Annotated in this window: 11 protein-coding genes; 10 read left to right on the top strand and 1 reads right to left on the bottom strand. The window is 35.6% G+C overall.

The window, feature by feature from the left end:
* Nucleotides 1-69 precede the first annotated feature (69 nt).
* From yycF to AMD00_RS18065, 9 genes are all read left to right on the top strand, one after another.
* Nucleotides 70-780 (top strand): response regulator YycF, encoded by a 711-nt coding sequence (gene yycF, locus AMD00_RS18030; protein ID WP_053418436.1) that lies wholly within the window; start codon nucleotides 70-72, stop codon nucleotides 778-780.
* A 5-nt stretch (nucleotides 781-785) separates the two neighbouring features.
* Nucleotides 786-2,609 carry a cell wall metabolism sensor histidine kinase WalK gene (gene walK / locus AMD00_RS18035; RefSeq protein WP_053418437.1) on the top strand — a complete coding sequence of 608 codons (1,824 nt, stop codon included), beginning with the start codon at nucleotides 786-788 and terminating at the stop codon, nucleotides 2,607-2,609.
* Nucleotides 2,600-3,964 (top strand): YycH family regulatory protein, encoded by a 1,365-nt coding sequence (locus AMD00_RS18040; RefSeq protein WP_053418438.1) that lies wholly within the window; start codon nucleotides 2,600-2,602, stop codon nucleotides 3,962-3,964. The genes walK and AMD00_RS18040 overlap by 10 nt, the downstream gene beginning before the upstream one ends.
* On the top strand, nucleotides 3,951-4,787 hold the full coding sequence (locus AMD00_RS18045; protein WP_053418439.1) for a two-component system regulatory protein YycI: 837 nt from the start codon (nucleotides 3,951-3,953) through the stop codon (nucleotides 4,785-4,787). The genes AMD00_RS18040 and AMD00_RS18045 overlap by 14 nt, the downstream gene beginning before the upstream one ends.
* Nucleotides 4,788-4,799: 12 nt before the next feature.
* A complete protein-coding gene (locus tag AMD00_RS18050; protein ID WP_053418440.1) occupies nucleotides 4,800-5,588 on the top strand; it encodes an MBL fold metallo-hydrolase in 789 nt (262 codons plus the stop codon).
* Between the two features lie 178 nt (nucleotides 5,589-5,766).
* On the top strand, nucleotides 5,767-6,975 hold the full coding sequence (locus AMD00_RS18055) for a S1C family serine protease (protein ID WP_053418441.1): 1,209 nt from the start codon (nucleotides 5,767-5,769) through the stop codon (nucleotides 6,973-6,975).
* A gap of 167 nt (nucleotides 6,976-7,142) precedes the next feature.
* Entirely contained in the window at nucleotides 7,143-7,307 is a 165-nt protein-coding gene (locus AMD00_RS22965) for a CxxH/CxxC protein (protein WP_083446295.1), read from the top strand.
* A 90-nt stretch (nucleotides 7,308-7,397) separates the two neighbouring features.
* Entirely contained in the window at nucleotides 7,398-7,877 is a 480-nt protein-coding gene (gene rlmH, locus AMD00_RS18060; RefSeq protein WP_053418442.1) for a 23S rRNA (pseudouridine(1915)-N(3))-methyltransferase RlmH, read from the top strand.
* Nucleotides 7,878-8,619: 742 nt separating this feature from the next.
* Nucleotides 8,620-10,122: a malate:quinone oxidoreductase gene (locus AMD00_RS18065; RefSeq protein WP_053418443.1), complete on the top strand. Its 1,503-nt coding sequence runs from the start codon at nucleotides 8,620-8,622 to the stop codon at nucleotides 10,120-10,122.
* A gap of 209 nt (nucleotides 10,123-10,331) precedes the next feature.
* On the opposite strand, the gene AMD00_RS18070 is transcribed toward AMD00_RS18065, so the two are convergent.
* On the bottom strand, nucleotides 10,332-10,865 hold the full coding sequence (locus AMD00_RS18070; RefSeq protein ID WP_211258675.1) for an ECF transporter S component: 534 nt from the start codon (nucleotides 10,863-10,865) through the stop codon (nucleotides 10,332-10,334).
* Between the two features lie 709 nt (nucleotides 10,866-11,574).
* Here AMD00_RS18070 and AMD00_RS18075 point away from each other — a divergent pair.
* A complete protein-coding gene (locus AMD00_RS18075) occupies nucleotides 11,575-12,882 on the top strand; it encodes a sensor histidine kinase (RefSeq protein WP_053418574.1) in 1,308 nt (435 codons plus the stop codon).
* The last annotated feature ends 7 nt before the right edge of the window (nucleotides 12,883-12,889 follow it).

Raw genomic sequence — 12,889 nt, forward strand, 5'->3', positions numbered from 1 at the left:
GTGGAATATAAGAAAACTAACGTTAATTGATAATATAAATCCAATTCATATATGAAGGGAAGTATAAATGTGGACAAAACAATTTTAGTTGTAGATGATGAAAAACCGATTGCAGATATACTACAATTTAATTTAATAAAAGAGGGTTACAAAGTTATTTGTGCCTATGATGGTGATGAAGCACTTGAGAAAGTGGAAGAAATCAAACCAGATTTAATGCTTCTAGATATCATGTTACCGAAAAGAGATGGCATAGAAGTATGTCGTGAAGTACGAAAGAAATATGATATACCTATTATTATGTTAACAGCAAAAGACTCCGAAATTGATAAAGTATTAGGTTTAGAATTAGGAGCAGATGATTATGTGACAAAACCATTTAGTACTCGCGAATTAATCGCCCGTGTAAAAGCGAATATGCGCCGCCATCAATCAACTATAGCAACTGAAGAGCAAGAAGAAACTTCAAGTGATATCGTAGTTGGCTCGCTTATCATTCAACCAGAAGCGTATTTAGTTTTAAAACGCGATGAAGCAATTGAACTTACACATCGTGAATTTGAGTTACTACATTATCTAGCAAAACATATTGGTCAAGTTATGACACGCGAGCATTTATTGCAGACGGTATGGGGTTATGACTATTTTGGGGATGTACGTACTGTGGATGTAACAATCCGTCGTTTACGTGAGAAGATTGAAGACAACCCAAGTCATCCAGCATGGATTGTGACACGCCGTGGCGTAGGATATTACTTAAGAAATCCTGAACAGGAGTAAAGTACATGCAGAAAGTCCGTTTTTTCAAATCCGTTCACGTAAAACTAGTACTTATTTACGTGCTATTAATTTTAATAGCTATGCAAATTATAGGATTCTATTTCGTACGGGAATTGGAACAAAAATTAAAGGAAAACTTTCAAACATCTGTTGACGACCGTTTAAAACTTGTGACATTTAGTGTTAAAGAGGAGCTTTTAAAAGAAAGAACAGAAGCTGATCCTAAGATAGAGCAAAGTTTGAAAACGGTATTAGGCGGAATATCCTCTACAGATATAAGTGAAATTCAAGTTATCAATGCAAGCTATCGGATTTTAGCCACATCTGATGCGAGTAATCAGTCCATCGTTGGACAGCGCGCGACGGAGAAATTAGTGCGCCAATCAATAGCTACTCCAACTCGTACGGAAAAAATTGCATTAGATGATCAAACTAAAACACGTGTATGGTTAGTAGCTACACCTATTACTTCCAATGGTAAGGTTATTGGAACTGTCTATTTAAAATCGAATATTGAAAGTGTTTTTAGACAGATGAATGAGATCAATCGCATTTTGGCTGGAGGCACAGCACTTGCCTTAGCCATTACAGTTATACTTGGTATTTTCATCGCAAAAACAATTACGAAGCCAATATCAGATATGAGAAAACAAGCTCAAGCAATGGCTAAAGGGAATTATTCGCGCAAAGTACGCGTCTATGGCAATGATGAAATTGGCCAACTTGCAATAGCTTTTAATCATTTAACAAATAGGCTCCAGGAAGCGCAATCCACAACAGAGGGTGAACGAAGAAAGCTAGCATCGGTTTTAGCTAATATGACGGATGGTGTAATTGCGACCGATCGAAAAGGTCGTATTATACTAATCAATACACCTGCACAACAGCTTTTAAATAGTGAAGACGATGAACTAATGGGGCGACCGCTTATTTCTGTTTTAGGGTTAGAAGAAGAGTATACTTTTGAAGATTTAATCCATATGAAAGATGCTGTGAATTTAGATTTTAGTTTACCAGAGCGACCTTATATTTGGCGGGCAAATTTCTCTGTTATCCAAAAAGAAACTGGTTTTGTTAATGGTCTGATTACAGTTCTACATGATATTACTGAACAAGAGAAGATTGAAATGGAGCGACGTGAATTCGTATCTAACGTTTCGCATGAACTTCGTACACCATTAACAACGATGCGTAGCTACTTAGAAGCATTAGCCGATGGTGCATGGCGAGATGAAAATATCGCGCCTACTTTTTTAAATGTTACGCAAACAGAAACAGAACGAATGATTCGTCTTGTAAATGATCTATTACAACTATCTCGTATGGATAGTAGAGAATATGAGTTAAATGCAGATATTGTAGACTTCAATAAATTTTTTAATCGTATTATTGATCGCTTTGAAATGTCTAAATCAAAAAATGTCGAATTCCAACGACACATCTCTGAAACACCATGCTATGTAGAACTAGATACTGATAAAATTACACAAGTTATTGATAATATTATTTCGAATGCATTAAAATACTCACCAGATGGTGGGTATATTCGCTTTGGAGTAACAGCACAAGAAGGAATTTTAAAAGTCATGATTTCTGATGATGGTATGGGTATACCGAAGGAAAATGTTGAGCGTATCTTTGACCGTTTTTATCGTGTAGACCGCGCTAGGGCACGTTCTATGGGAGGCACTGGCCTGGGCTTAGCAATTTCAAGAGAGATGATTCATGCTCATGGTGGTAAAATTTGGGCGGAAAGTGAGGAAGGACATGGTACAACGATCTTCTTCACATTGCCATACGAATTAGATGAGGCAGGTGAATGGGATTGAAGTATGTTGAGCAAATAAAGTCTATCGCTCTATTCGTCCTTGTCTTTTTGAGTATTACACTTACATTTTCTATTTGGACTTACAAACCAAACTATGACACAATCGAACCTCCGAAGGTCTTTGATAGTTCAATTGGTAAGCAGCTTCAAATGTCAGATATTATCAAACCCTATCGAATGCTTTTCCATATGAATGGAAAGTGGAAAGGCACAAATGAAAATGTTAAGATGGAATCTATTTTAAGTGAAATGAAAAAATGGGAACTATCAGATTTGACACTTGTAAGTAATAATTTAGATGATAAAAAGCTCAATGAACTAATAGGTATGAATAATCGCATGACTTTGTTTTATACAGGCGAAATACCCTTCCCTGTATTCCTTCAAAACCTATTACCCACACAGAATAAAAAAATAAACGAAGCAGCATTCAATCGCATGATTATTGATTGGAATAAGTTAAACAATAGTAGCATGTCTAATAATGAGCTTATTGTTTTTTTTGCTAATTCAAAAAACAATAAACTATATAAAGCTAAAATTAAAGTTCAAAGCGGAAAACAATTTCAGTCTAATGTCGTAACAGTGGCAAAAAGCTTCCCAAATTATCTTGAAATTGAACGTGAGGGAGCGAAGAGTTTCTATTTGCCAACAAAGGCTATTAACATGCCTAAATACACGTATATAATTGAACCAGATCCTGTTAATAGCTATAAAAATGCTCTTTTCTCTGACCCTAATATTGTAAAACGTAGTCCAGATGAAGTAACTGGTACAGAAAAGTACACAGATGACAAATCACTAATGACTATTGATGTTACAAAGAAAACGCTCAATTTCGTTAATACATCTATAGTAGAAAACAAAGAAAAGGCGTTAGAGTCGGATCTTATTTTAAATACATTTAGTTTTATTAATGAGCATGGTGGTTGGACAGGCGATTTCCGTTATAGCGAAGTAGATTACGGGAATCAGAAGGTTACTTATCAAATGTATTTAAAAGATCAGCCAGTCTTTAGTGACCGATCAGTTACCTTAACAGAAATTTCGACTTATTGGGATTGGGGTAACGGCCGCATTTCGAAGTATTATCGTCCATACTACCAACCAGTTCCTATTCCTTTAGTAAGGAATGATGGAAAGTTAATGTCTGGACCAGAGGCAATAGAGAAAATAAAGGATAGAAAAGATATTAACTTTGAAGATATTGAGGAAATACGATCTGGTTTTTATTTAACGAAAAATGCTAATCCAAATTTATTCACTTTGGAGCCAATGTGGTTCTATAGTATCAATGGTAAGTGGGAACATTTATCACCTGTTATTGCGGGAGGTGACCCAATTGGATTGGAGTAAAACGAAAACAATCTTCATCATTGTATTTTCATTATTAAACGCTTTCCTTTATTCACTCTATGTCAATCGATACAATGAGGACCAAGATGTTGAAAAAGTTGGTGAAGCATCGTTAGAAGAGCGCTTAGAGGATGAGAACATTACGGTTAAAGGCTTACCTGCTAAAAATGAAAAAATTTCATATATGTCTGGTCAAATCAAGCGTTTCAAACCTACCGACTTAAAGAAAATGGGTAATCAGCATTATGACATCACAAATGGTTCTATTCGGACTTTAAAATTTGAAAAACCAATAGCACTTAGAAATATTAATGATGCCACGAGCTTTGCAGAATTTATGCAAAAGTATGTGTATGCAGGAGAAACGTATACACTTTGGCGTATAGATGAGGAAAAGAGAGAGGCAACCTTTTTCCAACAAATTGACAATCGTGTAATCTATTTTAATAAAAATGCGAGGGTAACATTGCATTGGAATAAAGACTTAGCAGTGACAGATTATGAACAAACGATGTTCGAATCACTAGATGCATTTGGTGAGAAAAGTACGGTCTTCACTGCTAGTGAAGCAATCAAAGTACTATATGAAAAAGGATTGTTAAAGCAAGATTCGAAAATTAATAAACCACAGCTTGGCTATTATACATTTGCGCCTTTAATAGAAACACAAGTTCTTGCGCCAACATGGCATATCCGTGTTGAGTTTGCGGAGGGTGACGAAGCAGATTATTTCGTTAATGCGGTAGATGGTCAAGTTATCGATATGCAAGCAATAGAAAATGATAAAAAATTAGATCGAAATAAAGAATTAGAAAGTGAATAAGGAGTCTTTACTATGCAGTTCAGTGTATTAGCAAGTGGTAGTACGGGTAATGCTATTTATGTAGAAAATGAGGACCATGCATTTATTGTAGATGCGGGTCTAACAGGCAAGAAAATGGAGCAGCTTTTTGCAAAAGTTGATCGCGATATAAAAAAACTAAGCGGTATTTTTGTAACGCATGAACATATTGATCACATAAGAGGCGTGGGTGTTTTAGCACGTAAATATCATGTTCCAGTTTACGCCAACGCTAAAACATGGGCTGCAATGGATGACAAAGTGGGTAATATTCCATTAGAACAACGCTTCCAATTTGATATGGAAACAGTGCAATCGTTTGGCTCATTAGATGTCGAATCATTTGCTGTTTCTCATGATGCTGCGGATCCTATGTTTTATACTTTCCATGAAAATGGTCGTAAACTTGTAGTTATTACAGACACAGGTTATGTCAGTGATCGGATGAAAGGAATTATCAAAGGTGCTGATTCCTTTGTTTTTGAAAGTAATCATGATGTAAGCATGCTACAAATGGGGAGTTATCCTTGGTCTACAAAACGTCGTATATTAAGTGATGTAGGACACGTATCAAACGAAGATGCTGCTGTTGCTATGAGCGAAGTTGTAGAACAAAAACCAACACGTATTTATCTTTCCCATTTGAGTAAAGATAATAATATGAAAGATTTGGCACGTATGAGTGTATCTCAAACGTTGCAATCATGTGGAATCATGCCAGGTGAATTTGTAACGTTATTAGATACTGATGCAGACGAACCTACTAAAGTTGTAACAGTATAATAATTTTTAACCTCTCTTAAAAAGGGAGGTTTTTTTATGCACTTATAGGGAAATATATGCTACGGAGATGAAAAATAAAGTAAAGAATTTTGAACTGATTTTTAATCCATTTTCATCTGATTTTAATCTTCGAAAGATATAGTATAACTATCAGATAAACAGCGGAGGGATGATACGTATGGGATATTACGATAACATTAACGGAGAAGATAGAAGTCGTTCTAAAAAGAGAAGTGGCAGAGCAGGTTATTTTTTTAGTGGACTAATTGGTGTTATTATTGGTGCTTTGCTTGTTTGGCTACTGATGCCATCGATGGTAGATCGTTTACCAAATAGTTCAGGGGCAATCGGTACAGGTAATAATACAACGAAGCAGGTAACAACAGAGGTAACAACGGATGTTACTGGAGCAGTTGAAAAGGTCGCGGGAGCAGTTGTTGGTATTACAAATATTCAAGAATCAACACAGGATTTTTGGAGCCAAGCAGAACCAACTACTCAAGAAGCTGGCAGTGGTTCAGGCGTCATTTATAAAAAAGTTGGTGACACAGCGTATATCGTGACAAATAATCACGTTGTTGAAGGCGCAAAGCAATTAGAAGTGACATTGGCAGATGGCTCTAAAGCAGAAGCAAAACTAATCGGTAGCGATGTTTGGACAGACTTAGCAGTTATTTCAATCTCAAGTAAGAAGGTAAATACAGTTGCTACATTTGGTAACTCTGACGTTTTAAAACAAGGAGAGACAGTTATTGCAATTGGTAACCCATTAGGGCTTGATTTTTCGGGATCTGTTACAACAGGTGTCGTTTCTGGCAAGGACCGTACAGTACCAGTTGATTTAAACGGTGATAATGAGCCAGACTGGCAAGCAGAGGTATTACAAACAGATGCAGCTATTAACCCAGGGAATAGTGGAGGAGCTCTTGTAAATCTTGCAGGTGAAGTGATAGGTATCAATTCAATGAAAATTGCTGAGTCAACTGTTGAAGGATTAGGTTTTGCTATTCCGATCAACTCTGCAATACCAGTAATTAATGAGCTACAAAAATCTGGTAAGGTAGAACGACCATCGATGGGCGTATCATTAATTGATTTAACAAATGTTCCTGCATTCCACCAAACTCGTACTTTAAAATTACCGGCAGAAATAACTGAAGGTATTGTAATTAGTAGCGTTGTTAAAAATTCAGCAGCTGAAAAAGCAGGTTTAGAACAATACGATGTCATTGTTGAAATCGATGGTCAAAAAGTAGACAATTCAATTGAACTTCGAAAACATTTATACAATAAGAAAAAGGTTGGCGATAAATTGAAAGTTAAAGCATACAGAGGTGGGGAAATAATTGAAAAAGAACTAACTTTAACGAATAGTCCAACAAGCTAATCTTGTGGATAATAGAATTTAATTACTAACGTATCAACAGGCGAGTAGGAAACGTGAAACCACGACTTTCCTACTCGCTTTTCCTTTGCTACAATAGACTGTGGATAACATTGACCGAATTGTGCATAAGTTTGCGGAAATTTCGAAAATTGAAAGGATGAAATATTTTGAAAATATACAGCTGTGAAACGCATATAGGACACGCTTTAGACATGTTCGTGGCAGAACAAAAAGAGGTCCCATTATTTGAAATGGCTACAGAGGAAGAAAAGTTATCCACAAGTTGTGCTTATTGTGAAGAGGGAGCAACATATGTTGTGGCGAACGAATGAGCGTACACAAGATATTGATTTACCTTGTGGATATGTGTATAACTTCTGTGGATAACGTGTTTGTAAATTTAATGTGAAGGTGGATAACTTGTGAATATAGCGATTATTACCGTTGGGAAATTAAAAGAAAAGTACTTAAAGATGGGGATTGAGGAGTACGTCAAGCGACTTGGCGCCTATGCAAAAATCGATCTCATTGAAGTCCCAGACGAAAAAGCACCCGAACAATTAAGCGAAGCTGAAATGGAAATTGTTAAGAAAAAAGAAGGCGAACGCATTTTAGCTAAAGTTTCACCTGACACTCACGTCATCGCTCTTGCCATCAATGGAAAAATGAAAACGTCCGAAGAAATGTCCAAAGACATCGAATCACTTATGACATATGGTAAAAGTAAAATTGCCTTCGTCATCGGCGGTTCACTTGGAATACATGATGACGTTTTAAAGCGAGCAAACGAAAAACAGTCATTCGGTAAAATGACATTACCCCATCAGTTGATGAAATTAGTGTTGGTAGAGCAGATATATAGAAGTTTTAGGATTATGAAGGGTGAACCGTATCATAAGTAGGTGCGGTTTTAGAAAGCGCTGTCTCCTAAGTCATCATTTAGTGACTGCGAGATGATTCTTTTTTTCATGAATTGATTTCCGTTTCAGACGGACGCGTTCCGCGGGCATAGCTTCAGTCTCCTCGTCGCTTCGCTCCTGCGGTGCCTTCAGCTCACGCTATTCACGCTGGAGTCGCCGCCTTCCACTACAATATAACGGAAATACAAATACCTGTTGAATCAAATTAATAATAATATATCATGCACAAAGTACGAGCCTCTAGGATGAAAATATCCTAGAGGCTTTTTCATAAGTAATGATAACGGATACATAACTTTTTTAATATGTTATATAATAGGTTCAATGTATTATTTTAGGTTTATTAAGTAACTGAAACTGTGGAGATTTCAGAACTCTAGAATATGACTTTATTCTAAATATCTATAAATGAAGGGGAACATTTTCCGTATCTAAATTGACTAGTGCAGTGCAATTCAGAAGAGTTTTGGCCACTGGTGGAGGCATAACAAAGCTTAAATTTTTGCAAGATGCTCAGTTAAGGACTTTTTACTAGCTTTTAAATAGCATATAACTATCAAATAGTAGTACCTGTTTTAATTGTTTCATAACTTTGATAGACTAGGATAGAATAATGATTAATATAGATAAGGTGTCTTCCTAGGTTGTACCTTGTCTTGCTATGACGCCTAAGCATGAGCGCCTACATCTTTTTTGAAAATTTTAGGAGATAAGGAAGGTTAATATGAGCAACAGTCAGAATAAAACAGACGTTATCTTAATTGGTGCCGGAGTCATGAGTGCGACTTTGGGATCGTTACTGAAAGAATTAGCACCAGAATGGGAAATCAAAGTATTTGAGAAGCTCGCAGACGCGGGAGAGGAAAGCTCTAACGAATGGAATAATGCGGGAACAGGGCACGCTGCACTGTGCGAACTTAACTACACTTCCGAAAAATCGGATGGCTCTATTGATATTAGCAAAGCGATAAACGTTAATGAACAATTTCAACTTTCAAGACAATTTTGGTCTTATCTTGTAAAAAATAATCTGATTAGCAATCCTCAAGACTTTATCATGCCATTGCCTCATATGAGTATGGTACAAGGCGAAAAAAATGTAGAGTTTTTAAAGAAACGTCATGAAACAATGACAAAGAATCCATTGTTCCAAGGCATGGAATTTTCTGATGATCCGGAAACATTGAAAAAATGGATTCCACTTATTATGCAAGACCGTCCAGCGAATGAAGCAATTGCAGCAACAAAAATGGACATTGGAACGGATGTTAACTTTGGTGCTTTAACGCGTATGATATTCGATAACTTAAAAACTCAAAATGTCGATATCAATTACAAACATAGTGTCGAAGGCATTAAGCGTACTAAAGATGGTTCATGGGAATTAAAAGTACATGATATCGATGGTTGTAAAATGGAATATCATAAAGCGAAATTTGTCTTCCTTGGAGCTGGCGGAGGAAGTCTAGAGTTACTCCAAAAAACAGGTATTCCTGAGGGTAAACACATTGGTGGATTCCCGATCAGCGGATTATTCTTGGTATGTAAAAACCAAGAAGTTGCTGAGCAACATCATGCAAAAGTATACGGGAAAGCTAAAGTTGGTGCTCCGCCAATGTCTGTTCCGCATCTTGACACACGATATATTGATAACAAAAAATCGTTGCTATTTGGACCGTTTGCTGGGTTCTCACCTAAGTTCTTAAAAACAGGTTCAAATATGGATTTAATTGCTTCTGTAAAACCACATAATATTACTACATTATTGGCTGCAGGAGTTAAAGAAATGGGATTGACAAAATATCTGATCCAACAACTTCTGTTATCGAAAGAACAGCGTATGGAAGAGTTACGTGAGTTTATCCCGAACGCTAAGAGCGAGGATTGGGATATTGTAGTTGCTGGCCAACGTGTACAAGTTATTAAAGATACTGAAGCAGGAGGTAAAGGAACGCTTCAATTTGGTACGGAAGTTGTAAGCGCTGCCGATGGTTCAATTGCCGCATTACTAGGTGCTTCTCCGGGTGCTTCTACTGCTGTTCACGTCATGCTTGAGGTATTAAATAAATGCTTCCCGCAACAAATAAAAGAGTGGGAACCGAAAATAAAAGAAATGATTCCTTCTTATGGCGTATCACTAGCGAATAACCCAGAGCTTTTCCAAGAAATTCACAATTCAACAGCGCAGGCACTTCGTCTAAGCGAGGACTTGCAGGATAATAATTAATTCTTGGATATGGAAATAAAGATACTAAATGAAATAAAACATAAAACCTTTGATCAATCTTTGGATTGATCAAAGGTTCTTTTTTTAAAAATTTACAGTTAGGCTACAGTTAAGCGTATTATAAGTAAATGAGTGCATTTTAGTTTGGAGCTTAATTAAAAATAATGTTTATAAGATACTATTTGTGTTGTTGTATATCCTTCTAATAACTATTTAAAAAACGGAAGTTTTTTCAGTACTGCACAAACTGGAATGGCCGCACAGATACCTACAACATTTTGAACAATGTTTCCGGGAATAGAAGCCGCCGGTACAATCCAACTACTAAATATAATTCCTTCACAAATGTAATATCCAGCTATCATAAAAGGTACCGAAATGATGGTAGCGAAAAGATTGAAACCCATGCTACGTCCGTTGCGACCATTTGACCAGGCAATTTTCCCAACTATATAGCCTTGCAAGCCGCGCGTTAAAATAGTGAATGGTGCCCACAATGTCCAACCGGAGATTAAGTCAAATAACCCCATTCCAACGGCACCAGCAATGGCACCTTTTTTAGGCCCAAATAAGATGGATACAATAAAGAGCATAGCTGTTCCGAGATGAACTAACCCGCCATTTGCCGTAATAGGTAGTTTGATATTTAACAAGAGCGTGGCAACGAATACAAGTGCAATTAACATCGATGTTAAAATTAAATTAAAAGTACGTGCATTTGAATAACTTGTTGTTTTTTGCATAGTCATTAACCTTCCTTATCTTTTTTTATAGGTATTGGGTATGTAGCGTAAGGTTACCATATTCTTTAATCATTGATAACTGAATATTCAGATTAATTGTATTGCAACTTTACTATGGATACCGTTATTTCTACTAGTACATAATTAGAGAGCGTGTAGGTACTTTCCCTAAATCAATTTCATCAATTACTGATAACCTTAGCAAAGGATTGGTGTTTTTAAAAGTGCCAATTTAGCATAAAACGTAGATGTCAGTTTGTAGAAAAATCGCAAAAATTAAATGTTGGATCATGAGATGGGATATATGATGCTATAAAAAAGAACTTAAAAAATGATATATAATGACTTATGGTTTTTAAGGTGGTTTTTCAAATCCTTCCAAGTAAAAATTACACTTAGATATCTCATGAGGATTACAATGAACATGCAGTAACATACGAAATTTTGATCATTTATGATAAATTAACTTAGTCTATTCAATAAAAAATTGATTTTGTTAATTTTCCAAAGTAGTATATAAAAACAATGTCTTTAAGAAAATCTGATTAAACAAATATGAGATTTTGATATTTACTATAATTTAGTGCTATTGTTGGAAGGGTAGTTCTTAATTTCGTTTCATGTGTGATTGAATAGTTTAATTGAAATTCTGATCATTGATATGATTATTTATCTTTCAATTTAAAAAGAAGAGGAAGTACCTGTGTTTATGAAAAATCGTAAAATAAAACTCATTATTGTGTTATCGACCGCCTTATTAGTATTATTTACAAGTTTAAATGTCTTAACTTCTTATATGAAGATGAAAAAGACGGTTGAAGAATCAATCGCAAATCAAAGTCTTGGAGCAGCAAAATCCATAGCGTCAAAGATAGATATAGATACATATAAGAAATTCTTGAATAATCCTATGAAAAACGATTATTATTGGGAAATAACAGACTACTTAGTTGATGCAAGAGAAAAATTGGGTGCATTATATGTGTATACATTGGAGGTTGATAATCCTGAAGTATCGAAAGTGATGATAAGCGGGCTACCCAATGCATTAGAAGAAAACTATTCTATAGGAGCTTTTTGTACAGTACCTAAAGAACAGGTCAAAAGAGCCTATGAAGGAGAAACATATGTAACAGGGGTAATTGAAGATGCCGATTTAGGTTTCTATGTTTCAGTTGGAGCACCTATAATGGATGAATCAGGTAAGGTGCTCGGTTATATAGGGATCGATATTAGTGCTAATACTCTGAATGATATCAAAGGGAAAGTACTGAAAAATAATATCCTTCTCTTTTTCTATAATGGTATATTTATATTCGTCGTAATAGGCTCCTTTTTATTAATGCAAAGATGGTATCAAAAAGAAGTGGCTAAAGAAGTAGGGTATACGGAAGATACGTACCAAGCCGAAATTAGAACATTAATTACTTCTATATCCTCTTTAAGGCATGATTTCACCAACCATATTCAAGTTTTACACGGACTTCTGCAATTAGGAGAATCTGATCAGGCGCAACAATACTTATCATCACTTTCTAAAGAAGTTCACGCAATTGAATCTTTAAAATTAAATATAGAACATCCTGGTCTTTCTATATTATTACAAACAAAGAAACTCGCTGCACAAAATTATAATATTGATATGGATTTTACGATTTCTCAAGATTCATTCGATAAAATAAAAACAACAGATTTAATCAAAATATTATCGAATTTAATTGATAATGCTATTGATGCAACAGTAGAATTACCTGAGGAAAAACGTAAAATACTGATTAGCTGTAAAGCAGATGATGTGAAATATATATTTGAGATAACGAATACAGGACCGAAGATTATTGAGAATGAACAAATCTTTAAACAAGGGTATTCAACAAAAAAAGCAGAACGCGGAAAAATTAGGGGGCAAGGCTTATTTATTGTAAAGGAAATAGTGAATAAATATAATGGGGAAATCTCAATTGAATCAACAACTGAGTTAGAGACGACTGCCATTGTGGAAATCCCATTAAAGTAAATCAAGA

The sequence above is a fragment of the Viridibacillus arvi genome (assembly GCF_001274945.1).
GTDB lineage: Bacteria > Bacillota > Bacilli > Bacillales_A > Planococcaceae > Viridibacillus > Viridibacillus arvi.

What these genes read in the sequence shown, in the direction of transcription:
- walK (WP_053418437.1), top strand. Translation starts at nt 786, where the DNA reads ATGCAGAAAGTCCGTTTTTTCAAATCCGTTCACGTAAAACTAGTACTT.
- AMD00_RS18040 (WP_053418438.1), top strand. Translation starts at nt 2,600, where the DNA reads ATGGGATTGAAGTATGTTGAGCAAATAAAGTCTATCGCTCTATTCGTC.
- AMD00_RS18050 (WP_053418440.1), top strand. Translation starts at nt 4,800, where the DNA reads ATGCAGTTCAGTGTATTAGCAAGTGGTAGTACGGGTAATGCTATTTAT.
- AMD00_RS18055 (WP_053418441.1), top strand. Translation starts at nt 5,767, where the DNA reads ATGGGATATTACGATAACATTAACGGAGAAGATAGAAGTCGTTCTAAA.
- AMD00_RS18065 (WP_053418443.1), top strand. Translation starts at nt 8,620, where the DNA reads ATGAGCAACAGTCAGAATAAAACAGACGTTATCTTAATTGGTGCCGGA.
- AMD00_RS18070 (WP_211258675.1), bottom strand. Translation starts at nt 10,865, where the DNA reads ATGCAAAAAACAACAAGTTATTCAAATGCACGTACTTTTAATTTAATT.
- AMD00_RS18075 (WP_053418574.1), top strand. Translation starts at nt 11,575, where the DNA reads ATGAAAAATCGTAAAATAAAACTCATTATTGTGTTATCGACCGCCTTA.